The organism is Mesorhizobium sp. WSM4848, from assembly GCF_055811375.1.
The window spans coordinates 12,375-35,986 of the sequence record NZ_JBVVPX010000032.1 but is presented as its reverse complement, the minus strand read 5'-3'; the positions used below and the strand labels follow the sequence as shown (position 1 = coordinate 35,986).

At 60.8% G+C, this 23,612-nt stretch carries 22 protein-coding genes and 1 pseudogene; 17 read left to right on the top strand and 6 right to left on the bottom strand.

Features of this window, described 5'->3' with window-relative positions:
* Positions 1-51: 51 nt before the first annotated feature.
* Together AC0L16_RS24980 and AC0L16_RS24975 are read left to right on the top strand one after the other, a co-directional pair.
* A complete protein-coding gene (locus AC0L16_RS24980) occupies positions 52-1,146 on the top strand; it encodes a sensor histidine kinase (protein WP_473623965.1) in 1,095 nt (364 codons plus the stop codon).
* A 138-nt stretch (positions 1,147-1,284) separates the two neighbouring features.
* Entirely contained in the window at positions 1,285-2,016 is a 732-nt protein-coding gene (locus AC0L16_RS24975) for a DUF4336 domain-containing protein (RefSeq protein ID WP_473623908.1), read from the top strand.
* A 20-nt stretch (positions 2,017-2,036) separates the two neighbouring features.
* Here the strand turns inward: AC0L16_RS24975 and AC0L16_RS24970 are convergent, their stop codons facing one another.
* The 3 genes from AC0L16_RS24970 to AC0L16_RS24960 are packed head-to-tail and all read right to left on the bottom strand — an operon-like array spanning position 2,037 to position 4,236.
* Positions 2,037-2,462, bottom strand: a complete 426-nt coding sequence (locus AC0L16_RS24970) for a hypothetical protein (RefSeq protein ID WP_473623906.1) — start codon at positions 2,460-2,462, stop codon at positions 2,037-2,039.
* Positions 2,459-3,790: a recombinase family protein gene (locus tag AC0L16_RS24965; protein WP_473623905.1), complete on the bottom strand. Its 1,332-nt coding sequence runs from the start codon at positions 3,788-3,790 to the stop codon at positions 2,459-2,461. The genes AC0L16_RS24970 and AC0L16_RS24965 overlap by 4 nt, the downstream gene beginning before the upstream one ends.
* Positions 3,787-4,236: a DUF2924 domain-containing protein gene (locus AC0L16_RS24960; protein WP_473623904.1), complete on the bottom strand. Its 450-nt coding sequence runs from the start codon at positions 4,234-4,236 to the stop codon at positions 3,787-3,789. Before AC0L16_RS24960 ends, AC0L16_RS24965 begins: the two co-directional genes overlap by 4 nt.
* Before the next feature lie 138 nt (positions 4,237-4,374).
* Between AC0L16_RS24960 and AC0L16_RS24955 the strand changes: the two genes are divergently transcribed.
* The 10 genes from AC0L16_RS24955 to AC0L16_RS24910 all read left to right on the top strand — a co-directional run bounded on the left by AC0L16_RS24955 (position 4,375) and on the right by AC0L16_RS24910 (position 12,664).
* Entirely contained in the window at positions 4,375-5,460 is a 1,086-nt protein-coding gene (locus tag AC0L16_RS24955; protein WP_473623902.1) for a hypothetical protein, read from the top strand.
* A gap of 14 nt (positions 5,461-5,474) precedes the next feature.
* The gene (locus AC0L16_RS24950; protein ID WP_473623901.1) at positions 5,475-6,047 is read left to right on the top strand and encodes a hypothetical protein; all 573 of its coding nucleotides are present in this window, start codon (positions 5,475-5,477) and stop codon (positions 6,045-6,047) included.
* The gene (locus AC0L16_RS24945) at positions 5,981-7,330 is read left to right on the top strand and encodes a 7-cyano-7-deazaguanine synthase (protein WP_473623899.1); all 1,350 of its coding nucleotides are present in this window, start codon (positions 5,981-5,983) and stop codon (positions 7,328-7,330) included. Before AC0L16_RS24950 ends, AC0L16_RS24945 begins: the two co-directional genes overlap by 67 nt.
* A gap of 565 nt (positions 7,331-7,895) precedes the next feature.
* Complete coding sequence (locus tag AC0L16_RS24940) at positions 7,896-8,288, top strand: hypothetical protein (RefSeq protein ID WP_473623898.1); 393 nt, start codon at positions 7,896-7,898, stop codon at positions 8,286-8,288.
* A gap of 5 nt (positions 8,289-8,293) precedes the next feature.
* Positions 8,294-8,578: a hypothetical protein gene (locus AC0L16_RS24935; RefSeq protein ID WP_473623897.1), complete on the top strand. Its 285-nt coding sequence runs from the start codon at positions 8,294-8,296 to the stop codon at positions 8,576-8,578.
* Positions 8,575-8,985, top strand: a complete 411-nt coding sequence (locus AC0L16_RS24930; protein WP_473623896.1) for a helix-turn-helix domain-containing protein — start codon at positions 8,575-8,577, stop codon at positions 8,983-8,985. Before AC0L16_RS24935 ends, AC0L16_RS24930 begins: the two co-directional genes overlap by 4 nt.
* Before the next feature lie 193 nt (positions 8,986-9,178).
* Positions 9,179-10,120, top strand: coding sequence for a DUF7146 domain-containing protein (locus AC0L16_RS24925; protein ID WP_473623895.1), 942 nt, complete (start codon positions 9,179-9,181; stop codon positions 10,118-10,120).
* 265 nt (positions 10,121-10,385) lie between these two features.
* Complete coding sequence (locus AC0L16_RS24920; RefSeq protein WP_473623894.1) at positions 10,386-11,627, top strand: site-specific DNA-methyltransferase; 1,242 nt, start codon at positions 10,386-10,388, stop codon at positions 11,625-11,627.
* 243 nt (positions 11,628-11,870) lie between these two features.
* On the top strand, positions 11,871-12,311 hold the full coding sequence (locus AC0L16_RS24915; RefSeq protein ID WP_473623893.1) for a hypothetical protein: 441 nt from the start codon (positions 11,871-11,873) through the stop codon (positions 12,309-12,311).
* The gene (locus AC0L16_RS24910) at positions 12,308-12,664 is read left to right on the top strand and encodes a hypothetical protein (protein WP_473623892.1); all 357 of its coding nucleotides are present in this window, start codon (positions 12,308-12,310) and stop codon (positions 12,662-12,664) included. The genes AC0L16_RS24915 and AC0L16_RS24910 overlap by 4 nt, the downstream gene beginning before the upstream one ends.
* Before the next feature lie 11 nt (positions 12,665-12,675).
* On the opposite strand, the gene AC0L16_RS24905 is transcribed toward AC0L16_RS24910, so the two are convergent.
* On the bottom strand, positions 12,676-13,581 hold the full coding sequence (locus AC0L16_RS24905; RefSeq protein ID WP_473495735.1) for a DMT family transporter: 906 nt from the start codon (positions 13,579-13,581) through the stop codon (positions 12,676-12,678).
* A gap of 415 nt (positions 13,582-13,996) precedes the next feature.
* Between AC0L16_RS24905 and AC0L16_RS24900 the strand changes: the two genes are divergently transcribed.
* Both AC0L16_RS24900 and AC0L16_RS24895 read left to right on the top strand, forming a co-directional pair.
* Positions 13,997-14,680 carry a recombinase family protein gene (locus AC0L16_RS24900; RefSeq protein ID WP_473623890.1) on the top strand — a complete coding sequence of 228 codons (684 nt, stop codon included), beginning with the start codon at positions 13,997-13,999 and terminating at the stop codon, positions 14,678-14,680.
* Positions 14,681-15,768: 1,088 nt separating this feature from the next.
* Positions 15,769-16,239, top strand: a complete 471-nt coding sequence (locus tag AC0L16_RS24895; RefSeq protein ID WP_473623889.1) for a helix-turn-helix transcriptional regulator — start codon at positions 15,769-15,771, stop codon at positions 16,237-16,239.
* A gap of 63 nt (positions 16,240-16,302) precedes the next feature.
* Here AC0L16_RS24895 and AC0L16_RS24890 read toward each other — a convergent pair whose 3' ends face one another.
* Both AC0L16_RS24890 and AC0L16_RS24885 read right to left on the bottom strand, forming a co-directional pair.
* Positions 16,303-16,860, bottom strand: a complete 558-nt coding sequence (locus tag AC0L16_RS24890) for a hypothetical protein (protein WP_473623888.1) — start codon at positions 16,858-16,860, stop codon at positions 16,303-16,305.
* A gap of 266 nt (positions 16,861-17,126) precedes the next feature.
* Positions 17,127-17,385 (bottom strand): annotated as a pseudogene (locus AC0L16_RS24885) (DUF4143 domain-containing protein); the annotation flags it as partial.
* 880 nt (positions 17,386-18,265) lie between these two features.
* On the opposite strand from AC0L16_RS24885, the gene AC0L16_RS24880 reads away from it, so the two are divergent.
* The 3 genes from AC0L16_RS24880 (at position 18,266) to AC0L16_RS24870 (ending at position 23,598) form a co-directional block, all read left to right on the top strand.
* Positions 18,266-20,368, top strand: a complete 2,103-nt coding sequence (locus AC0L16_RS24880; protein WP_473623887.1) for a BTAD domain-containing putative transcriptional regulator — start codon at positions 18,266-18,268, stop codon at positions 20,366-20,368.
* A 334-nt stretch (positions 20,369-20,702) separates the two neighbouring features.
* Positions 20,703-22,814 (top strand): catalase, encoded by a 2,112-nt coding sequence (gene katE, locus AC0L16_RS24875; protein WP_473623886.1) that lies wholly within the window; start codon positions 20,703-20,705, stop codon positions 22,812-22,814.
* A 175-nt stretch (positions 22,815-22,989) separates the two neighbouring features.
* Positions 22,990-23,598 (top strand): cysteine hydrolase family protein, encoded by a 609-nt coding sequence (locus AC0L16_RS24870; RefSeq protein ID WP_473587405.1) that lies wholly within the window; start codon positions 22,990-22,992, stop codon positions 23,596-23,598.
* Positions 23,599-23,612 lie beyond the last annotated feature (14 nt).

Genomic DNA, 23,612 nt, shown 5'->3' with positions numbered 1-23,612 from the left:
GTTGAGCCCATGACTGGTACTGTGCTTTTCATGGAAAAGAACGGGCCCCAGATGACATCGGATTCAGAGAAGGCCGTTGAGCAGTTGCTCGATACACCCGATCTTGCCACCGCTCTGGAAAGCGATCAGTTCAAAAAATTCCTCGACCAGGTGCCAATCGCGATTGCTGTTTCGGACTTGAGCGCGAAAGAGCGCGTGGTCTATGCCAATCCGGAATTCGAAAAACTGTCCGGTCTAACGGCGGCCGCGCTTACCCGGCAGAATTGGGCAGCACTCCCTGGTATCGGCCTCCATCAGCACCAGGACCGGCCACTTGGCGAAGCCGTGGTTGAGGGGACCGATTTCGTCGGCACCTTCCGGCTGGAGCGCGAAGCGGACAGGGCCGTGATAACTGACGTTTATTCAAACATCATCGTGGACGACGATGGCATGCGGTGCTTCCGGTTGGTGGCTCTGGTCGACGTGTCAGCCCATGGTGAAAATGATGACGGGCGCCCGGTGGAGGAGCTCGTTCGCGAGAAGGACACGCTGCTGCGCGAACTCCAGCATCGGGTGAAGAACAACCTCCAGATGATCACGGCGTTGATCCGTCTCGAAACCCGCAACGCCACGGAGCCCGATCAGGAGCGGTTTGAGAGACTCGCCGGGCGTGTCGACGCTCTGGCGATCCTCTACCAGACGTTATCGGCCGACGAACAGAAGGATGAAGTCGACCTTGGCGTCTATCTCAGCCAGATCGCGTCCGCGGTGATGACTTCGCATGCCGTAGAGGGTATTCGCCTCGACATGAAAGTGGACACATATCCGGTGTCGATCAACGTTGCCATGCCTGCGGGACTGGTCGTGAACGAACTGCTAACCAACGCTTTGAAGCATGCGTTCCGAGGGCGTGAGGGAGGCACGATAACGCTGCACAGCGTCGTAGATGGCGACGGCTGCCGGGTCATCGTTGCCGACGATGGTATCGGCCTGCCGGAGGGCGAATCATGGCCCAAGACCGGCAAGCTTGGCGCGCTGATCGCCCGCTCGTTAGCCGAGAATGCCAAGGCGCAGTTCGACGTCAAGTCGAGTGCTGGCGAAGGGACTGCGGTCACTATCATCTTTAAGCGATCCGAGGCAGAAAGGTCCGCTCTGAAATCCATCTGAAGTGCTGCTGCTCGACAGTTGTACGCTGCAAGGCTAGCTCGACCTACCGCATCAAGGCGCTTAGCCGCAGCGCGCGTGAAGCTTCCTGCCTCTGCGACGGCGTGTTGCGCCAGCTCCAAGCTGAATTGGAGCACAACCATGAAGCCCGAAGACGCCACCTACCCTCCTCTTGATGTCGCCAAGCCTGTCGCTCCGGGAGTCTGGATCGTCGACAGCGGACCGCTGAGCGTGATGGGCATTCCAGTCCCGGTGCGCATGACGGTTATCCAGCTCGGGAACGGCGGTCTCCTGCTGCATTCACCAACACGGTTCGCTTTTGAGCTGAGAAAGCAGCTAGAGCAGATTGGTCCGATAGTGCATCTGGTTGCGCCAAACAGTGCACACTGGACCTTCCTCAAGGAGTGGCAGAACCATGTGCAGGGAGCGTCGACTTGGGCCGCTCCGGGCTTGCGCCATCGGGCGAAGGTCCGCCGGGCTGGCGTCAGGATCGATCACGATCTGGCCGCTGCGGCGCCGGAAGCCTGGTCGAAAGATCTCGATCAGGTTGTCGTTCCAGGAGCCGGTGGGTTCACCGAAGTCGCGTTCTATCACAAGAACAGCCGAACTATGGTGCTTACGGATCTAGTTCTGAATCTCGAGCCGGAAAAGCTGCCGTTCATCATCAGGCCGGCGGCGCGCCTCTTAGGCGTCACGGCACCTGGGGGGAAGGCCCCCATTTACCTGCGGATGATCATCAAACGGAAGAAGGCGAAGGCGGCCGCGGAGCGCCTCGTGGCTTTTCAGCCAAAGCGCGTGATCTTCAGCCATGGCCGGTGGCTCCACAAGGATGGGACGACATTACTTCGCCAGTCGCTGGCCTGGCTTCTCTGAGGCGGCCGCAGAGAAGATTGTCAGCAGGAAGTAGCCATCAACTCCCGTTGCCGTTCCCATTCGACGGGCAAACCCCTGACGAGCGCCTGGAGCTGAACCCCCATGGACTGCCGTCCGTCGAGTATGGTTTCGACCAGATCGGGCGCGAGCAGCGTCAATTGGAGCACATGGGATACGAAGGAGCGGTCAAGCCTTTCGGCCGCGGCAAGTTCGCTCACAGTGGCGAAGCGGCGGCTCTCAAGCATGTGCTTCCATCGGAACGCCCGCGCCAGGGCCCGGATGAGCGTGTTGTCGATCCGCGGCCGTGCTGGCGTCCATGGCTGCTCGCCAGCCGGCGAGATGATGATCTTGCGACCTCCGCGCTTGCGCAGGGTCAGCGGCAGATGGACGGTGAGCGATTTGCCGTCAGGGCTGAGTTCGGCATATTTGGCCTCTGACGGCATCATGCAGTCCTCCTGTGCTCCGGCTGCTGTCGCAGCTCCGTCGCGAGGCTGGCCATGCCTTCCGTGCGAAGCCGGATGGAAATGCCCTCGACGGCGACATCCACCCGCTCGACCAGAAGCTGGACGATGCGGGCCTGCTCGGCCGGGAAGAGCTCCTCCCAGAGTGGATCCAACTGGACGAGGGCTTCACGGACCTCGGTTTCAGTGATGCTGGAATTGTCCTTTCGCGTGGCCATCCAGGTCTTTACGATCATCTCGGGCGTTCGAAGCAGCGCCCGAAGCTGGTCGATGACCGCAGCCTCGATCTCGCCTGCCGGCACACGGCGGACCGGGCATGTCTCCGGTCCGAGCTTCTGCACGCTCGTGGTGACGTAGTAGCGGTAGAGCTTTCCCTTCTTGCGGGTGTGGGCCGGCGTCATGGCATAGCCGCTCGGAGCAAAGATCAGCCCCTTGAGCAAGGCTGGCGTCTGCCTGCGGCTCTGTCCGGCGCGCTTGCTCGGGCTTTCCGCCACGATCGAGCGGACCTTGTCCCAAAGGTCCAGGCTGATGATCGGCTGATGCTCGCCGGGATAGCTGGCGCCCTTGTGCACCGCGTCGCCCATATAGACCCGGTTGCTGAGGAGCTTGTAGAGCAGGCCTTTGTCGAAGGCCATCCCGTTCTTGCGCCTGAGACCCTCCGCATTCAACGTTCGCGCCAGGATGGTTGCCGAACCTATCAGCAGGAACCGCTCGAAGATCGAGCGCACAATGGCTGCTTCATCCTCTTGGATCAGAAGCTTGCGGTTCTCGACCCGGTAGCCAAATGGAACGTTGCCACCCATCCACATGCCCTTTCGCCTGGATGCAGCGAACTTGTCCCTGATGCGCTCGCCGATGACCTCGCGCTCGAACTGGGCGAAGGAAAGCAGGATGTTCAGCGTCAGCCGGCCCATGGAGGTCGTGGTGTTGAAGCTCTGGGTGATCGATACGAAGGTGACGTTGTTCGCCTCGAACAGCTCGACCAGCCGGGAAAAGTCGGTGAGCGCCCGCGAGAGCCGGTCGATCTTGTAGACCACCACCACGTCGACCAGGCCGGCATCGACATCGCGGAGCAGCCGCTTCAGGCCGGGCCGTTCAAGGGTGGCGCCGGAGATGCCGCCATCGTCATACCGGTCAGGCATCAAAACCCATCCCTCAGCCCGCTGGCTGGCGACGTAAGCCTCACAGGCCTCTCGCTGGGCGTCGAGGGAGTTGAACTCCATGTCGAGCCCCTCTTCCGAGGACTTTCGCGTATAGACGGCGCAGCGCAGCTTTCGCACCACCTGCTTTCTGTCGGGTGAGTGCACGTTCATTGCGCCCTCCCCCTCTGGCTCTTCAGGCCGAAAAAGACGAGGCCGTTCCAGCGTGTGCCGGTGATCGCGCGGGCGATTGCCGAGAGCGATTTGTAGGGCCTGCCATCATATTCGTAGCTGTCGGCCAGGACCGTCGCGCAATGCTCGACCCCCTGCCATTCGCGCATCAGCCTGGTGCCGGCGATGGGTCGGTTATCAGAGCGGGTACCGCGCTCGCGCGAGCGGGACTCTAGATCATCCGCCAGTGCAGCCAGCCGCTTCAGTGTCTCCGGCTTCAGCCCGCCATAGGCGAGTTCCTGTACCCGATAGGCCAGCCTGCTCTCCAGAAACTTGCGATTGTAGGGCGGCGGTTCGGAGGCGAAGACGTCCCGCCACATCTTCTTCAGCGCCACGATGTCCATCGTCCTGATTTCGGCCAGCCTGCCGATCACCCGTTGCTGCGTCATGCCCCGCTCTCCACCCGATCGAGTTCGGTTGCATGACTGCTCTGGTTGGCGGTCAAGTCCACGAAACTATTCTCCCGCTCGCCAGATTGTTCGCTTGACTGTCGCGCACCAAGACGCGTCAGGCCCGCGGCGAGGATGGTGGCGAGTTCGGTCAAGCGCTCGGAAGCGGAAAGCCGATCCGGCATGACCGGGCTCGGGCCGAACCGCGATGATGAATGTGTCGGTCGTGCTTGCATCCACAAGCGTATAGGCCACCACAAAACGCGGCTCCATGGGGGCCGGAAATCAAAGGAGATGGGTCGAAGAGAAAGTGGGCGGTGCGAAGGAAAGCGAAAACTGCACCTTTTGTGGCAGGCAAATCTTAACCAAGGGCGGAAAACAGAACTTCCATCCAGCGGAGGTGCGGCGCCTACTGATCAAAAGGGAGGGAGCATGGGCCATGTTCTGCTTGGCGCGATACCTGCCACAAAGAAGTGGCGGCAGGTCGTAGCCCTTCTGGACAGCGACGAACTGCTGGTGGATGAGATCGCCAGGGCGGTCGAACGAGCCTGCGACAAGTCACTTGCCCAAGCTGTGAATGATCCGGCTTTCGTCGAAGCACTCTGGATGCTGCTGAAAATTCCACTCGCGGCAAAGCAAGTGGACTTCGGGGCGGCACTATCTGACCTCGGAATTAGCGTGCCGAACGACCCCACATTGGCCGATGTTCTGGCCGGCTTCGTGGATGCCGTCGAGCGCGCCCGCACTCGAAGCGGACGAGAGGTCACGGATTTCAGCCTCATTGCCAGGAACGCCGCCATGCAGGCGCTGGAGAGCGTTACAGTCGACCGGTCGCCGTCGCTCTGGAAAGCCACTACCGAAGATCGAAGAACGACCATTGCCACTTTCGCATCGACCGAACGGTTTGGCGAGCTGGCGCAGGGGTTCTTCACGAACCTTCTGCATGGTCATTTGCACTATTTTCTCGACCGCGAGATCCCGCTTCACGTCGGCCGCAGCAGCTCCTTTCGGTCGATCGCCGACACATCCTATTTCGAGCGGATCGTGCGCCAGCACTGCATCGAAACCACCGTGATCATGCGAGCATTCGCCAGGGAGTGGCTGGGCAAGAACCGCTTTCATCTGGGGAAGGACCTGACCCGCCATCACGCAGCGGGTTTTGCGGCCTATGCCTTTACCAAGGTGAGGAATGAGCTCTCGAAGCGGAGCGGCTTGGTGCAGTGAGACAGTTCGAGTTCATGTGCGGCGGCGTCGAAGCTTCAGTAGCGGAGGATGATGCGCGACGGATAGCCATGGATGTCCAGGGTCAGCGGACGGTCAACCTGCGGATATCGGATATCAGTCGAGCGATGGTCAGCGATGTGCCCGACCTCCTTCTCGATCTTCTGGAGATCGCCGCTTACGTCTATTGCGGAGACCAACGCGCCACCCGTGGCACAGGAAAGCTTTCCAATGCCGGCTCCCTATGGCGCCGGGGGATGCGGTTCGTCATTCCGGTACGGCACCCCGAGATCTGGTCTGGCGGCGAACTGCGCGAGGCGCTGAAGAGCACGTTGGGCTTTCTCTCCGACGACACCTATGAATTCGAGTTCGTTCGCGGCGCCTTCTCCGTAGCCGATCGGACCATGTATTTTTCAGATTTGGCAGAGGGAACGTTCGATCCAGATGAGGTGGCGCTGTTTTCAGGGGGATCGACTCCTTCGCCGGCGCACTCGAGAGCATCGTCCGAGAAGGTCGGCAAACGGTGCTGGTCGGACATCACTCCGCTGAGAAGGTATTCGCAGTCCAGAAAGAGCTGGTCACCATCCTGAAGCAGGCGGGGCATGGCCCCAAGCTGCGCTACATCCCGGTCAATGTGAGCAATACCCATATCGATCCGGCGGAGCCGACGCAGCGATCTCGTTCGTTTCTCTTCGCAAGCCTCGCATTCGTGCTGGCGCAGATGTTCGGAAAGAATCAGGTCACCTTTTTCGAGAACGGCATCGTCAGTCTGAACCTGCCGATCGCGCGCGACGTACTCGGATCTCGCGCGACGAAGACTACCCACCCGAAAGTGATCCGGGGATTCGAACAGATCTTCTCTCTCTTGGCACAGCGACCGATCGAGGTTTTGACCCCATTCCTCTGGCTGACGAAGAAGGAGGTCGTCGAGCACATAATGGCCGCCGGCTTCGGCCCTGCTCTGTCGCGCACGGCCAGCTGCGTTCATCCTATCCTCTGGACCAGGAAAGTCCGGCACTGCGGTCGCTGCTCGCAATGCATCGATCGTCGATTTGCCGTGCTCGCGGCCGGCGCCGACGATTTCGATCTTGCGGATGGGTATGCTGTCGACCTGCTCACTGGTCCCAGGGATGCGGACGAGGATCTTCGCATGGCCGTAGATTACGTGAAATTTGCACGCAGCCTCTCGAACTCTTCGCGACAGCAGTTTCCGCTCGACAACCCTGACGTTTACGCGGCCGTAAGATATGTCACTGGCCTGACGACGAATGAGGCCCTCGACCGGTTTTGGGAGCTGCACGAGCGCCATGCTCAGGCCATTAATTCGGTGATCGCGACGGGTCTTAGGAAGAACAGCCAAGAACTGGTGCGGGACAGCCTGCCCCGTGGTGCGCTGATCAGCCTCTGCTTCGCTAGGGAGCGGATCGACCCTCCCCCGATTGAACCTTATCTCGAACAGGTTGCCGCGTTCATGGACCGGCTTCAACAGCCGGTGTGCGATTTTGCCGTCGACGAGCAGGAGGAGCTGATCAGATTCCGCGCGGGTTTCTCGCTCCATGGCGGGGACTATCAGCTGGTGATGGCGCTGCTGCCAAGCCATCGCACGGCAAAGGGGAAGCGCGCGGATGTGCCCTATACCCTCGATTGGGAGTTGTCCGCTCAGATGGGCATAGAGGAAAACAGCATCCGGCAGGCCATCGGACGGGTTCGCAGGCGGGTGGAGCCGTGGCTAGCCACCGAGCAAGGTGTCGTACTTCCGGACGGCTTCATTGAGAACCGACACGGCGTCGGGCGCCGACTCGCACCCGAGCTTCGGGAGGTGACTTTGATCGATCTACGCGCCGCCGACGAGGTCATGTCACAAAAACATTAGTGCATGTCACGACTCGCCCTGTGGCTGGGGCGGACTATGCGTGTCGCACTTTGCACCCGTCACAATTGGGCCGCGCCGCGAGCATTCAGTTCGAGGCCGCCTCCGAGCATCCTTAACGCCGATCCGGTTCTTCGGGTCAGAGCGAAATGGAAGGATGCGCAATGGTGATCAAACACCTTAACCAAGTAGAACTCTCACGCCGCTGGAGCCTGAGCCCGAGGACACTCGAGAGGTGGAGATGGGTGCGCCAGGGGCCTGATTATTTGAAAATCATGGGGCGGGTTGTTTACAGGCTCGAAGACATCGAGCGGTTCGAATCGGAGGTGCTCCGTCGGATTGTAAGGGTCCGTCCCTGATGTCGGACCAGCCTGTATCTCTGCAGCTCAACAGCTTCGACCGACTCCGCTCAGGTACTCGGCGGCTTTCAAAAACCTATTTGTTTGCGAGGCGATACCCCCCTTTTCGCCAGCGTTTTGGAGCGAAGGAGTTCGTAAGGCACTCATCCTCTCATCCGTTATGCCGTGTCCTGAACGGGCCATTGCCCGGCTGGAGCGAGATCAGATGAATGCCTCCAAAAAAGCGCCATGCCTCCGATCTGGATTTCTGCGCCTGGATGTTGACCGCACCGCCGGGTTCGACGATCGAATATCATCGAGGCAACCTCGCGGTCGATGCAGACCTGGGCCTGTCGAAGCTTGCCGACGCACGGCGCCAGGAGCTTTGCGGGGTTCGACGCCGCGCGTTCGCAGCTGCGGCTGAAGGCTCGGTGCAGCTTGTCCAGCGGCGGATCGGTCCGGACTGCTTCTCCTACCTCGCAATCATGAGCCGGCGCCAACGACATTGGATCGACAGCGACCACTCGCTATCGCCTATGGACCCCCATGCGGCTTCGGTCGCCGATCAACTGGACGGCACGACGGCTGGCCCCGCCCTTCCCATTCCAAGATTGCGGAGTTGATCTCGATGACAGTCGTCCGCTACCTCCCCATTGTCGAAATCCGACGCCGGCCCGATGCCCGGCCGCTCGACGAAGCAACCGTCCCCAGACTGGCTTACAGCATCGGGTCGCAGGTCATCCTACCGGCGGATCTCTACAACGATTTCATCGCGATGGTTGATCAAGTCGCGGCGCGGCCGGCTGCCGACATCATTGCGGCTTGTCCGCCAAGGGAGCGGGCGGCGCTCTGTTCGCGGTTGTCGCATCTCACCGACCTCTTCCACCAGGTCATGGAAGGCGTCGCAACATGAGTGGCGCCGCGATCAGATGGGTACGCCGACAGCTTATCCCCGATGGGTCGTTGAAGGCGGTGCTTATGGAACTGGCCAGCGTCTCACGCGACGGCGTGAATGCCTGGCCTTCGCAGGCAACGATCTCGTCCTCGACCGGGCTTTCGGCACGCACGGTCTGGCAGTCGCTGCTCCTGCTCGAGGTGTTGGGCGTCATCAGCCGCAAGCGCCGCAGCCGCGGCCGCAGTGGACGGTCGTCCGACATGATCAGTCTCAACGTCCAGCGAGTTCGAGCTGACGCGCGTCGTCATCCGACAGGCCAGGGCCGCCAGCTGGGCATCACGGGATGCCGGCACAGACCGGAAGCTGCAACTCGCAAGTTCTGCGGGTCCAACTCGCAAACGTTGCGAACGAATAAAGAGAGATAAACAAATACCTATCCAAGGGGGAAACTCCACCACCTACCAAGGTATGGCTCTGGGGGAGGGAAAGCCCCTGCTCTCCATCGTCGGCGGCACGGCCACCTCGAGAGAGGGCGCCGCATGATCTTCTCCCTCCATCCCCATCAACTCGAAGCCGAGGCGATGCTGCGCGCGTCCTTGAGCCATGTTGCGTGAGCCGTTGAAGGACCGCGCCCGGGGCCGCTGGCTCGGCATCCTGTCCGCCGTGGGGGTGCCGACGAAAGCACTCCGCAACAAGCATGGTCCCTGCCCTGTCTGTGGTGGCAAGGACCGGTTCCGCTTCGACGACAAAGGTGGCACCGGCAGTTTCTACTGCTCGCAATGTGGCCCGGGCGATGGCATCGAACTCGTGAAGCGTATGCGCCACGTCGAGTTCAGGGACGCGGCAAAGCTTATCGAGGAGCATCTCGGCGAAGCTCCGCTCTCCCGCTCGCGCCAGTGCCACCCACAAGCCGACGAGCGAAAGCGCGAGGCGATGATTGCTCTCTGGAACAGCTCAAGTCCAATCAAGCTCACGGACCACGCCGGACAATATCTGCATGACCGAACCGGACTGACCACGTTTCCATCATGCCTGCGGTTTTCGCCCGACGAGCGATACGTGGAATCCGGCTCAAAGCCATGCTGGCATCCGGCGATGGTGGCCAAGGTCGATCCATCCGACGCCGCAGTTGCGCTTAGCGAGCGCGCCGCGATCCACAGGACTTATCTCAGTACTTTCGCCACGAAAGCCGACGTCGCCGCGCCGCGCAAGATGATGGGATCCATGCCGACGGGAGCAGCCGTCCGCTTGATGCAGCATGAGGAAGTGCTCGGGATCGCCGAGGGCATCGAGACAGCCTTGTCCGCATCCGTCCTCTTCAACGTACCCGTCTGGTCCGCGCTCACGGCGGGGCTGCTCCAGGAATGGGCGCCACCGGCCAGCGTGTCGACCGTGTTGATTTTTGGTGACAACGACGTGAGCAACACCGGCCAAGCGGCAGCCTATACTCTTGCTCAGCGGCGGAAGGCCGGCGGCCTGACAGTGTCGGTCGAGATGCCGCAAATGACTGGATGCGACTGGAACGACGTGCATCAGCGCTCTCTGAGGGCTAGTGCGTGATGCCGATGCTGGCCTTTGTCATTGCGGTGGGCGTCGTCACCGCGGTGCTGCTGTTCGCGTGAGCGCGCCTTGCGCGAAAGTCCGCGAACCGCAGCGAAAAACTTATAAGTTCTTCATGGATTTCAACGAGTTAGCAGAGGTGATATGCTTCTCGCCATTGGCATTTCTGCGGGCGGGAATTATGCGGCGAGATCTCGATGACTGCGATACTTCCTCCCTGGCGCCGGGACCTACGGTGATTGTGGACACCCGCAATGATGTCCCCGTGGGCGGTCGAGCTCTGGCGGTGGAGTATCGTCCTGCCTCGGCTCTGATCCCGTTTGCGAAGAACGCCAGGACGCACTCGGATGCGCAGGTGGCGCAGATCGCAGGGTCGATCCGGGAGTTCGGCTGGACGAATCCGATCCTGGTCGACGGCGACAACGGCATCATTGCCGGTCACGGACGCCTGCTGGCGGCCCGCAAACTCGGAATGAGGGAAGTGCCGGTCATCGAACTTGCCGGGCTGAGCGAGGCGCAGAAGCGGGCGCTGGTGATCGCCGACAACAAGCTGGCGCTGAACGCCGGCTGGGACAACGAGTTGCTGGGGCTGGAACTCGCCGATCTGGGTGAGCTTGGCTTCGACCTGTCGCTGACCGGCTTCGACGAACTGGAGATCGCCTCCCTTATCAGCCTGGGCACTCCCGGCCTGACGGACCCCGATGACATCCCCGAGGTCCCGGAGCAGCCGGTGAGCATTGCCGGCGATGTCTGGATCCTCGGCAGGCACCAGCTGATCTGCGGCGACAGCACCAATGCCGCCGACGTTGAGCGGGTGCTTGCCGGCGTCAAGCCGCACCTGTGCGTTTGCGATGCTCCATATGGCGTCGACTACGATCCCTCATGGCGAGAGCGGTTCGGCGATGGAGAAGGTCTCGCCAGAGGCAAGGTGCTCAATGACGACCGCGCCGACTGGCGGGAAGCATGGGCGCTGTTTCCCGGCGATGTCGCCTATGTCTGGCATGGAGCACTCCACGCTTCCACGGTGGCTACCAGCCTCGAAGCCAGCGGCTTTGCCGTCCGCGCGCAGATCATCTGGGACAAGACCCGGCTGGTCATCGGCCGCGGCGACTACCACTGGCAGCACGAGCCGGCCTGGTATGCGGTCAGGAAGGGCAGGAAGGGCCACTGGGCGGGTGATCGCAAGCAGACCACCGTCTGGGCCATTCCTCATCGAAAGTCGGACACTGGCCACGGCACGCAAAAGTCCGTGGAATGCATGCGTCGACCCATCGAGAACAACTCCTCGCCCGGGCAGGCAGTCTATGAGCCGTTCTGCGGCTCCGGCACCACGATCATCGCTGCCGAGATGACCGGCCGCTGCTGTCACGCGATCGAACTGAACCCAGCCTATGTCGATGTTGCAGTGCTGCGCTGGCAGGCGTTTACAGGCAGCATGGCCATCCTGGAGGGCGGCGGCCAGAGCTTTGCCGAGGTAAAGCTTGAGCGGATCGGGGCCAGGCCATGACCACCAAGGCAGCCATCCTGCAGGCGATACGCCACAAATGTCTGGACTGCTGCGTCTATCAACCCGCCGAGGTTCGGGAGTGTCCCGTCAGCACGTGCGGTTTGTGGCTGTTCAGGTTCGGGATGGACCCCGACCCCAGCCGGACCCGCGGCTTCGCCAAATCCCCCGTGTACACGGACCCTTCGGGGCAAGACATGCCTATCTCGAAGGCGAGGCAGCACATCGGAAACGGAGAGAGCTGAGATGGCCCGCCCCAGCCATCAGCCCGATGCTTTTCATCGCCGCCAGGTAGAGGCGCTGGCAGGCTATGGTGTTCCGGAGGCCGAGATTGCCGGCATGGTCGGTGTCGATCCAAAGACGCTGCGCAAACACTATAAACACGAACTGGCCTTTGGCCACACCAAGGCCAATGCCAAGGTGGCGGAGAACCTCTTCCGCAAGGCAACGGGCGAAGGTCGTGAAGCGGTCATCGCCGCGATCTTCTGGCTCAAGGCACGCGGCCGCTGGAAGGAGACCTCGGTCAACGAGCACTCAGGCCTCGACGGCAAGCCGATCGAGCAGGTGCATGAGATCCGCCGCATCATCCTTCGCGCTCCGGATCCTGTAAGCCTGGGCAAGGCTCCTGCCGGCACGCCGCCAGCAAACCTTCCCGTCACCTTCTGGGACGCTGACCGAGCCAAATGAGCCCCGATATCGAAGCTCCTCTGGAAAACCGGCCACTGAGCTCCAGGGTGGAGGCGCTGGCCGGCTTCGGGCTTAGCACGGCCGACATCGCCTGCGTGCTGGCCACAGACGAGCAGGACCTCAAGGCGACCTACGCCCATGAGCTCGAGAGCGGCGCCATCAAGGCCAACGCACGGGTCGCCGAAAGCCTCTACCGCAAGGCGACCAGTGAAGGTCGGGAGGCCGTCACTGCAGCGATTTTCTGGCTGAAGACCAGGGCGCGCTGGAAGGAGACCTCCATCCATGAGCTAGAGAAAAAACTGGATACATCAGTGACCTTCGTGACCACCTATGAAGACATGAAGCTCCTGTAGGGCACAGCGCTTCACCTCGCAGATCTTAGGGCGAACAGCCCCGCTCCGCAGATCAAAACTGCGCCGAGAACGGTGGTGATCTTCGGCACCTCGTCGAAAAACAGCAGCCCCCAAAGTGGAACCCAGACGATGGCGGTGTACTCGAAGACTGCAACGTTGCCTGCTGGGGCAAGGCGGTAAGCCTGGGAAAGCAATGTCATTCCGGCAGATGCGATCACACCGCAGCCGGCCATCAGCAAAGTATCCTGGAGCGTAGGCCAGACCCATGGGCGCGTGAGGAATGCAAGACTCGGATGATTGGCGTCTTCAAGGCCGCCCAAGCTCACAAGCGCCGCCAGCGCCGGCGCGCCGGTGAGGAAGGCGAGGTTCTGATAGAAGGTGATAACCGCGGCGACCTCGCTGTCGCCAAGCTTCCTCGCCAAGACCTGGGCCGACGAGTACAGAGCAGCAGCCAGGAGGGTCAACGCAGCTGCCCATTCGAAGACAGCAAGACCCGGTTGCAGCGTTATGATGACGCCGAGCAGACCGACAATGAGCGCGATCAGGGTTGCGGTGTGAGGTCGCTCTCCGAGGAAGAGAATCCCGAGACCTGCAATGATGAGCGGGGCGACGAAAAAGAGTGCGACAGCATCGGCCAGAGGAAGCGCTGCGATCGAGAGATAATAGAAGAGGTATGCTCCCAGCGAGATTACGGCTCGGATGGCGAGCAGCCCGGCTCGCTTTGAGAAAATAGACCGCAGTCTGGCTGTCGCGCCTACCAGCACCAGCAGAATGGGCAATGCGACGATTGATCGAACAGTCATCGCTTGCGTAACGGGATAGGTGTCCGAGAGGCCCTTCAGGATCACGTCTTGCAGTGAGAAGACGAGAACGCCCAGGCAGAGAAAGCCAGTGGCTGCTAGGGACTTGTTCTGCATCGGTACGTCCTAGTGAAGGGGCGCAGCTAGCTTGGCTAGGGCCGAGCTCGATAGGGCCTGCACAGCCGCACCTGTAATCCACACTGACGTGAACGTTTGTCGCGAGATTGCGTTCTGGCCGCAGACTTAGGGGCGTGCTCATACGAATTGGAAGTAGCTGCATCCGCGGCGGCTGCGCCTCTGTGGCGGGCGCGATAAGGAAGCAACGTGCTGACAAAGGATGGTTATCTGCACTGGAGGCGAAAACTCGGCGCCCTCATGAAGTGCCTTCCAACAAGTCTGCGTCATATAGGCGGCGCTCCAGCTCAACCGCGTTGCTGCTGAAGCCTAATTCCTGGAAAGAACTTGCTGAACCGTGTCTTGTGAGCACACTGCAAACGGTGGTTTGCAGTTTGAACACCCCGGAAACAGCAGCATGACGAGCGCGGTCGCCTACTATCGAGTCTCCACACAGCGGCAAGGACGTTCAGGCTTGGGCATCGAGGCCCAGCGTGCCTCGGTCGCCCGCTTCGCTGATGCCGAGGACATCGTGGTCATCCAGGAGTTCACCGAGGTCGAAACTGGCAAGGGCTCGGACGCCCTGGATCGCCGCCCGCAACTTGCAGCTGCCCTCGCCCTTGCCCGCCAGACAAAATGCCCGGTGGTCGTGGCCAAGCTCGATCGCCTGTCTCGTGATGTCGCCTTCATTGCCGGACTGATGGTTCAGCGCGTTCAGTTCATCGTCGCCGAACTCGGCGCTGACGCCGACCCGTTTATGCTGCACCTTTACGCCGCGTTGGCCGAGAAAGAACGGCGGTTGATCTCGGAACGGACCAAAGCCGCCCTCGCCTCTCGCAAGACCACTGGAATGAAGCTCGGCAATCCGACCAACACAGTGGAAGCTGCGGCGAAAGGTCGGAAGATCTCGATCCGGGAGGCTGACAGACTTGCCCAGACCGTGCTGCCGATCATCGCCTCCATCCAGCGGTCGGGCATCACCAGCCTGCGTGGCCTGGCAATCGCCCTGAACAACCGCGGCGTTCGCACAGCGCGCAATGGCCAATGGCAGGTCTCTAATGTGCGAAACATTTTGGCGCGGCAATCTGAAGTCCAGCTTTAATAGGCGGGAGTAACTAGCAGTTGCGGTTCGGGCCTAGGTATGCCTGGCTCGCCAGCTTGGTTTGCCACCTACACCGCAGGCGGAACAGGCAACCTAGTTCCGGGAACCGAACCGCCGATCCGGTACATGGTAGGCGAAGGGGTCGGTGAGCGGGCGTTATAGAAAATACGAACCGGCCAGCGCGTACCCTGCCCAGGCCAACATTGAGAGCACACACAGGACCAGGAGCCACGGAACCCCGGACGGTTGGTTGTCGGGGGCGGCGTTGGCTTCTTCCTTTTTTTGACCAGATTGTCGTCCCGCCCGCCTTTAGTGAGCACCATACCGGAGAGCCCATTTTTCCCATCCGTCTCTCTCGAAATCCTAGTCCGAATATCTGCACGGATCACCGGATCCTCGGGCAGGCGGCTCGCAAACCATTCAGGAAGATTGTCGCCATCGTTCTTGTCCATTGCGCCAACAATGTTTTCTGCCGCCTTATGGTCCAAGTTTCTTGGGCCTTCATTCTAGCGCGCGTCATTTGCCTCGCGATGGCGCATCAGGGCGAACCGATCGCGCAGCTTTACCAGATCGAGCGTGTCACGGAGGTGACACGGCGCATGATGGCAGTGCGCCGTAACCCGCCCGGCCGGCGCCCTATTCAGGCAATCTACCCCGCCCCCCAAAGCGGCGCCGGCCATTCTTGCAAATTTGGATAGGGGCCTGTTGCGAACGCTCGACCGCAAATGTTGGCGAGGCATATCTCTAGGTTATTATATGTTTGACAGGCCAGGACTAGCGTTTTCGAGTTAGAAATCGGGCTTCCCGCATAAGTGACGGCCAGTCGGACCCCAGAAGAGCGATAAGGTCGCGAGCCTGCTCTTCGGTTATATTCGCCTCTCTGACCAAGCGCCGGACGACAGCGTTGTCAGGTGCGCTGGGTGTTCTGTCCTGCTCGTCAGTCACTTGCAGAGTCCACACTAGCGGGGGGTAACGCAACCATCCGGCTACGGTTCCGTCGCTAAATGACTCACTAATGTTCATCAACTGGGTAGCTCTGGCTACTTGCGCACGATCCAATCCAGCAAGTCAGGCAATTGTGAGCAGCAGTGGCGTTCTGCCAAGATCCCGAGATCGACAAGCCTGTATTCCGCCGCCCGGGGTTCGAAGGTATTAAAACCCTCGGCGAGATCGATGAAAGAATTGCCGCCTTCATCCGCAAGGCGCGCGAGGACAGGGATCTGACCCGCGCCGAGCTTGCTCCCTTGCTTGGCCTTTCGATGCAGGTTTATGGCCGCTATGAGCGCGCATTCTCAAAAATGCACGTCACCCGCATGATCCACCTGTGCGAAATCCTCGGGTTCATGCCGATGGAAATGCTGTTCAGCGCTGCCCCGCATCTATGGGACCGCACCCCGGAGGAAGCGCGCGACACCATGGAACTCGCCCAACAGGTCGTGTCTCTGCCGCACGGCACCAAGCGCGACCTGCTGGCCCTGGTGAAGAAAATGGTCGCCCTGGAGCGGGCCGCAGACGGAGCGGCGGCGGAACCGAAAAGAGGCGAAGAAGGACGTCTTTAGGCGCCTCGCGCTGCTGTGAATAGCGCGCGGCGCGAGCATCACCGCAATTAGTAGGGCCGCGCCTTAAGCCTCGACCTTCTTCAGCTCCGAGAGCCGCACAAGGCCGTTCTGGCTGCGGAATGTCAGTGTCGCATCCGTACTTTGCGCCTGGGCGATCCCTGAAATAACGTGATCGCCGGTGTCGTAGATCGTGCGCCGGCCGGCATCCTCGATGACCAGTCGCCGCGTGTCGGGATAGATCGCGTAGCGCAAATGGTTCTGCGATCCGGTCGATGAGGGTGTGCCGAGTCCGCCCGGCCAACTTTCAGGTACCTGCTGCTGCGATCTATAGCTCACTCCGGCAGGCTCATTATGGGCAACCTCAGGATTCTCCCGCAGATAAGCTGCGAGATCCGTGGCCACAGCGTTCAGCTTCGCCCTTAGCGCATCGTTGAACATGTCGCCGACCATTGTCATGCCTGATGACCACTGCGACATGCCGCCGAATTCGGCATGGCTGAATTGGGCCATGGAACCCCCGCCCGAGCGCAGGGCACGCAGCACGGTTTCTACCGCGTCCCTTGACAACCCGTGCCGCGCCGCCAGCCGCGCGACCAATGCCGTCTCTTTGAGATCAGCCACCGTACTGCCTCCCTCTTTTCGCCATTTAACACTGCGATAGGGACATCGTTCCACATGCCCTTACCACCGAGCAGGCCAAGGGGCAATTACAGCCCTTGCCAACGGGCCAACGCGTGTAGGCCGACATCTTTTCCGCCTTTGACGGCATGGCCTCAACGAGGCACTCTGGGCGACCAAGATATGTGCAACGAGCACCTACCACAGTTTGCGGCCGCGCGCCTGCCCTGAGCGGAACGTTCGAGTTCCATGCCGCCTTTTATGCAACTTTACATCGACCACAGAACCGACAGCGGTGCAGCTTGCAATTTTTCGCCGAACGGCGTCACACGGTGATGGTCGTGCAGCACCAGCCCGCGCACAAAACGATCGCGGACTCCTACTGCAACTGGCGCAATCCCCGAAAGTCCTGCGGAACCGTTGCGGAGGCCTTCACCTCGATACCGACGACCCGACCGCGTCGATCCTCGATCACGACGTCGACCTCGTCCTGATCCTTGGCCGGTAATGTGAGAAAGACACCCGTCGCAGCAAACACAAGGCATTAACAGAGGCTCAAACCTCGACCGGGCTACATCCACGCCGTGCGGCCGATCGATGCCCTGAGAAACGTCAATACCAATTTGGCTTTGCCTTTCGTTCCGCGATTAGACGACTGAGACACGACCCTCCGTACGTTCCTGCTTCGCTTTCGCCGAATAGTGCCCGGGCCGCCAGTTGGCTTGCCCACAAGCAGGCCCTATTGTTTCGCTCTTACCCCAAGGGCGGCAGCAACAAGCAGCGAACACCTTTAATTGTATACCTGAAACCGCCAAGCGCTGGCAGAAAATCTGGGCAGACCCAAGCCCGACCGTCTGGGCTGGTATCTGGCACTATGCTTCCCTCGGAGACGGGAAACCGTGTGCCACCGATCTCGACTTCTAGACTGCCTCCCGGCGCAGATGTGAGGCTGCCTGCTACCACAGGCCGGCAATCGTTGTTTCCACAGCAAGACTTGCCAGCACGGTTCGTCAGACCCCGGACCCAATCGTTCGAGAGGTTCCCATCCATTGTTATATCGTGCGCTTCCGCGCTAGGAGACGCCAGAAGCGCTCCCGCGATACAAGCGAGGACGAGAGCACTCAGGGCCCCACAAAGACGACTACGCCGACTTTGCGGGTCACCAGCCGAGCGCCGCCCCCCTGCCGGGCCACCAACTCCGACGGCTTGACCTTCTAGGCAACAGGATGGCGCAACGAGGACCCTCGATCCGATCACGATAATTCTCCTTCGGTATGCGTCGCAACTTGAGGGAGAATGATCGGGTCCCATCTCGGCGAGCGTCACGGGCGCGTCTGCGAGGCGTCGTCTCTGCGTTATCGATCCTATTCGCCCGCCGTTCGTGCTATTATTTACATAGGAGTCGACCATGGGAGTCGCGCTGCAGCTTTTCGGTGGTTTTCGCGCGGTGCGGGACGACGGGCAGGTCATCCCGATGCCGGATCGCTCACGTGCGCTGCTCGCTCATCTGGCCTTGGCGGCTACTCCGATCCAGCGAACTGTCCTGGCCGCCGTCCTGAGTCCTGATGAGTGCGAGCCGCATCAGCGTCGAAATCTCCGGCAAGCTTTGTATGCCATTCGACAGGCGCTCGGCCACGAGGCAATCGTCTGCACCGATCACAGCGCCCTTAGCCTTGATCATGCGATAGTGAGGGCGGATATCTGCGAGTTCAGGCGTGCCATTGCAGGTAGTGGCGAGAAGTCCCTGCTTTGCGCTATTGAGCTTTACCAAGGTGCCTTCCTCCAGGGAGAGACCTTCCGATCATCAGATTTCGAGGATTGGCTACGAGCCCGACGTGGCGAACTCCTCGAAGAGGTCGTCAACGCCCTTCTTCGGGTAACCCGGCTTGAGGCCGATCGAGGAACCTTCGACGGCGCACTTTCACACGCTCGCAGAGCGCTCGAACTAGACCCTCTGTGTGAGGAAGCCCACCGCCAAGTCATCTGGTGCTTGGCAGCCCTCGGCCAAAGATCGAATGCTCTCCGCCACTATGAGGTTGCTCGGCAGCTTTTCGCAGACGAACTCGGCGTGGATCTGGAAGCGGAAACGGCCCGGCTGCGCAGCGTCGTTGGGGAAGGTAATATCGACGTCCTACGAGGCCGTCGGGATCATCTCACGGATGGCTCCGATGCGCTCCGTCACCACAATGACCAACATGAGCCTGCGAGCGCCACACCACCAGCCCGCAAACGAATAAGGGCTGCTGTCATAGCGATCGGATTTGCGGCATGCGGCGCGGCGGCGATGGTCTCATTGGCAATGTTCCAATGGCCAGAGGCCAGGCTTCCGGCGCCCGAAACCCTTCCTTCTATAGCGGTACTTCCGTTTGAGAGTTCCGGCGGTGAAAAAGCGGAGGAAGTTATCGGGTACGGGATAGCCGAGGAACTGACGGCCATGCTGGCCTCACATCCAGGCATCAGCGTCCTCTCGCCAAGCCGCGCAGCGAGAATAGGGCCTGACGCCGATCCCAGCGACGTCAGCAAGCAGTGGGGGGTTCGGTATGTACTGAACGGCAGTGTCCGCCGGTCTGGCCAGGTGCTGAAGCTTATCGTGAGGCTAACTGACACCCAGACCGGGTTCCAAGTCTGGTCAACACAGCTCGAGGGCGATGACAAGAGCAGTGCCGAACTACGGATCGCGGAGATCATCGACGAAACCCTCATCGGCTTCTCTGGAGCCATTGGGAAGGAGGAGCAGCGGCAGGCGTGGGGCAAGTCGGACCGGGACCTCCTGGAGCAGGACTATGTCCGGCGAGGTGAACAGTTCTCACTTAGATTCAATCCTGAAGCGCATTCGAAGGCGCTGCAAGTATGGCACGAGGGGCTCGCACGGTTCCCCAACTCCGTGCGCCTCAAACTCAGTCTCGCCTTCATCTACAGGTATGCGGCCGAAGCCGGGAATGGGGATCGAGTTCGAAACTTGGAAACCGCTTGCACACTCGGCCGGGAGGTCGAAACGGCTCCGCGGAAGTCGCGCTACGAGGAATGGTTAAGTCACTGGCTGTCGGCCAAACTTGCGCAATGGTGTGAGGATGACTTTCCGCGCTCCATCAATGAAATCGAAGTGGCGATCGATATGGCACCGTACGACGCCTCCGCGCGTGCCGACCTCGCTGAATTACTTGCAAACGCTGGGAAAATCGAAACAGCGATCGAGTGGTTGCAGGAGGCGATCCGTCGCGATCCAAGACCACCTGACTGGTACCACCGCAACCTGGCTTGGGCGCACTACTTGGATGGTCGGGACGACATGGCGCTGCAAGCATTACAGTCGCAGCGAAACCTGCAGCCCAACCCGCTGCTCGCCGTGGTTTACGCTCGGCTCAACCGGGACGCTGAAGCCCAGGAAGCCCTGGTGGCGTACAGGCGACTGAACCCAAGCTTCGAATCTGCAAACGAGGTTCAAAGACCTCTCACTTCCGCTCTAAGGAAGAAATGGATTGGCGATCTGACGTCCGTAGGAATGAATTAACCGGGAATAGGTCGCCATACCGCTCGGATCATCGTCTGCTGCGCCTGTGATAAGCTCCGGGCCGAGTTGTTTGAACGTTGCGGCTCGTCGCCATCGCTTGTGTGCGGGGAGCCGGTTTTGTCTGGATTGGGCAGAATATCGGCGGCCGAGCGCACGAAGGCTTTCCTCTGGTTGGCGCAAGAGAGAACTCGCCGGCCCGACCGGGTCCACTGTTCCGGCAGCCGAGTGCTATTCTTCGAAATGCGGGCCACGTGACACCCACCAGGAACTTAAGTGGGTGTCCCAGCATTGAGGGAGACCTGAAGCCGCCCCCTCCTTTTCAAGGAATTCAAGCATGGCCAAGACAACCAGACAGTCGTCGGGCAAGCCCGCGACGATCCATGATCAAAAGCTCGTGCGGGGGAACGGAGGCGAGCTTCACCAGATCGCCGAAGGCGACAGCGAGATCCTGACGACCGCCCAAGGCGGCCCAGTGGCCGATGACCAGAATACTTTAAGGATTGGCCAGCGCGGACCGTCACTAATCGAAGACTTCCACTTCCGTGAGAAGATTTTTCATTTCGATCACGAGCGCATTCCCGAGCGCGTCGTGCATGCACGCGGCTATGGCGCCCACGGCTTCTTCGAGACCTATGAATCGCTAGCGGCTTACACCCGCGCGGATATCTTCCAGCGTGCCGGCGAGAAGACGCCGGCCTTCGTGCGGTTCTCCACGGTGGCCGGTTCGAAAGGCTCGTTCGACCTGGCGCGGGACGTGCGTGGGTTCGCCGTCAAATTCTACACCAACGAAGGCAATTGGGATCTCGTCGGCAACAACATCCCGGTTTTCTTTATTCAGGACGCAATCAAGTTTCCCGACGTCATTCATTCAGTGAAGCCTGAGCCTGATCGTGCCTTCCCGCAGGCGCAATCGGCACACGACAATTTCTGGGACTTCATCAGCCTGACGCCCGAATCGATGCACATGATCATGTGGGTCATGTCGGATCGGGCGATACCTCGGTCCTTCCGGTTCATGCAGGGATTCGGCGTTCACACGTTCCGGCTGGTCAATGCGAAGGACGAATCCACCTTCGTCAAATTCATCTGGAAGCCGAAGCTCGGCATGCAGTCGGTCGTTTGGAACGAAGCGGTCAAGATCAACGGCGCTGACCCCGATTTTCATCGACGCGACCTCTGGAATGCCATCCAGTCTGGTGATTTCCCGGAATGGGAGCTCAACCTCCAGCTCTTCGATCAGGACTTCGCGGACAGTTTTGACTTCGACGTTCTGGATCCGACCAAGATCATTCCGGAAGAAATCCTCGCGCCGGTCCCGGTCGGCCGCTTGGTGCTCGATCGTATGCCCGACAATTTCTTCGCCGAGACCGAGCAGGTCGCGTTCATGACGCAGAACGTACCGCCCGGCGTCGACTTTTCCAACGATCCCCTGCTGCAGGGTCGAAACTTCTCCTACCTGGACACGCAACTGAAGCGTCTCGGCAGCCCCAACTTCACCCATATCCCGATCAACGCACCCAAATGCCCGTTTCACCACTTCCAGCAGGATGGCCACATGGCGATGCGCAATCCGGTCGGCCGCGTGAACTACCAGCCGAATTCATTCGGCGAGGGCCCGCGGGAATCGCCGCAGCACGGTTTCCGGTCGTTCGCCGAGGCGGAGGAAGGCCAGAAAGTCCGTCTGCGCGCAGAGAGCTTCGCCGACCACTACAGCCAGGCGCGACAGTTCTTCAACAGTCAGACCGCGCCTGAGCAGAAGCATATCGCCATGGCGCTGTCCTTCGAGCTCTCCAAGGTCGAGACAACGGTTATCCGCGAGCGCATGGTGTCGCATCTCCTCAACATTGACGAAGGCTTGGCAGAAACTGTCGCTGACAAGCTTGGCATGAAGCAATTGCCCAAGCCCGCGGATGCGGCGGTCGCGCCGAGGGACGATCTCGAACCATCGCCGGCGCTCAGCATCATCCGGAACGGGCCTGACAGTTTTGCTGGCCGCAAGGTCGGCGTGCTTGTCAGTCCCGGCGCCGATGCAGCGCTGCTGAAGGACCTCCAGGCAGCGATCGAGAAGGAAGGCGCGGTGATGGAGGTCATAGCGCCCAAGGTGAGCGGCGTCGAGGCGGCGGATGGAAGTCTCATCGTTGCAAAGCACATGATCGACGGCGGGCCATCGGTCCTGTTCGACGCAGTAGCGCTGATCCTCTCCGAGGAAGGAGCGGAGCGCCTCACGGGTGAGGCCGCCGCGCGCGATTTCGTTGCCGACGCTTTTGCTCATTGCAAATTCATCGGCTTCACGTCGGGCGCCGTCCCGCTGCTGCAGAAGGCCGGCGTCGATCCGGAAGCCGATGAAGGCATGATTGGCCTCGATGATCCCAAGGCGATTACCGGTTTTATCGAGGGCTGCCGCAAGCTGCGTCTCTGGAGCCGGGAAATGGCCGTCAAATTGTAGGGATGGTGACGGAGTTTGGACATGCAGGAGGCGGAAGCGGCCCGCCTGACAAGACCATGAACCGGCAACGGCTAAAGGCGGATTGGCAGAGATACGAGGCTACGGCGGGACCTCCCGGGCTATGCCCGCGCTCAGATAGAGGCTATGCATCACCCGACCGCGGCCGCGGCTGATCATGGCCGCCCTAGGCCTGGTACACGGTCCGCTTGGTGAGAATTCCCTACATCTCTGCGTTGACATGCAGCGCCTGTTCGCGCCGGGCGGGCCTTGGGCCGTGCCGTGGGCGCAAAACGTGCTGCCGGTCATCGAGGAATTGACCGCAAGACATCCGCAGCAAACGCTGTTCACACGTTTTGTTCCGGCCGCCCGGCCTGGCGAAGGACCGGGCATGTGGGCGCGGTATTATCGGCGTTGGGCCGAGGTCACCCTTGCCAACATCGATGCCGGCCTCGTCGATCTGATGCCTTCTCTGGCGCGGTTCGTGCCGCCGGCAAGAACGCTCGACAAGCATGTCTATTCGCCGTGGACTGAAGGCCGGCTCGACGCGATGCTCAACGGGTCAGGGATCGACACGCTGGTCATCACCGGCGGCGAAACCGATGTCTGCGTGCTTGCCACGGTCCTCGGCGCCATCGACCGTGGTTTTCGTGTCGTCCTTGCGACCGATGCCATCTGCAGTTCGGTCGACCAGACGCATGACGCACTGTTGGAGCTCTACCGCTCTCGCTTCAGCGAGCAAGTCGAGGCGGTGAGGATTGAAGAGGTTCTGGAGAACTGGCGCTAGCCGAAGGCTCCGTG

Excerpts from the sequence above, each read along its gene's own strand:
- AC0L16_RS24905 (WP_473495735.1), bottom strand. The coding sequence starts at position 13,581 with ATGCAGAACAAGTCCCTAGCAGCCACTGGCTTTCTCTGCCTGGGCGTT.
- AC0L16_RS24880 (WP_473623887.1), top strand. The coding sequence starts at position 18,266 with ATGGGAGTCGCGCTGCAGCTTTTCGGTGGTTTTCGCGCGGTGCGGGAC.
- AC0L16_RS24935 (WP_473623897.1), top strand. The coding sequence starts at position 8,294 with ATGACAGTCGTCCGCTACCTCCCCATTGTCGAAATCCGACGCCGGCCC.
- AC0L16_RS24870 (WP_473587405.1), top strand. The coding sequence starts at position 22,990 with ATGGCCGCCCTAGGCCTGGTACACGGTCCGCTTGGTGAGAATTCCCTA.
- AC0L16_RS24940 (WP_473623898.1), top strand. The coding sequence starts at position 7,896 with ATGCCTCCAAAAAAGCGCCATGCCTCCGATCTGGATTTCTGCGCCTGG.
- AC0L16_RS24975 (WP_473623908.1), top strand. The coding sequence starts at position 1,285 with ATGAAGCCCGAAGACGCCACCTACCCTCCTCTTGATGTCGCCAAGCCT.
- AC0L16_RS24930 (WP_473623896.1), top strand. The coding sequence starts at position 8,575 with ATGAGTGGCGCCGCGATCAGATGGGTACGCCGACAGCTTATCCCCGAT.
- AC0L16_RS24970 (WP_473623906.1), bottom strand. The coding sequence starts at position 2,462 with ATGATGCCGTCAGAGGCCAAATATGCCGAACTCAGCCCTGACGGCAAA.
- katE (WP_473623886.1), top strand. The coding sequence starts at position 20,703 with ATGGCCAAGACAACCAGACAGTCGTCGGGCAAGCCCGCGACGATCCAT.
- AC0L16_RS24980 (WP_473623965.1), top strand. The coding sequence starts at position 52 with ATGACATCGGATTCAGAGAAGGCCGTTGAGCAGTTGCTCGATACACCC.
- AC0L16_RS24915 (WP_473623893.1), top strand. The coding sequence starts at position 11,871 with ATGGCCCGCCCCAGCCATCAGCCCGATGCTTTTCATCGCCGCCAGGTA.
- AC0L16_RS24910 (WP_473623892.1), top strand. The coding sequence starts at position 12,308 with ATGAGCCCCGATATCGAAGCTCCTCTGGAAAACCGGCCACTGAGCTCC.
- AC0L16_RS24960 (WP_473623904.1), bottom strand. The coding sequence starts at position 4,236 with ATGACGCAGCAACGGGTGATCGGCAGGCTGGCCGAAATCAGGACGATG.
- AC0L16_RS24900 (WP_473623890.1), top strand. The coding sequence starts at position 13,997 with ATGACGAGCGCGGTCGCCTACTATCGAGTCTCCACACAGCGGCAAGGA.
- AC0L16_RS24965 (WP_473623905.1), bottom strand. The coding sequence starts at position 3,790 with ATGAACGTGCACTCACCCGACAGAAAGCAGGTGGTGCGAAAGCTGCGC.
- AC0L16_RS24950 (WP_473623901.1), top strand. The coding sequence starts at position 5,475 with ATGTGCGGCGGCGTCGAAGCTTCAGTAGCGGAGGATGATGCGCGACGG.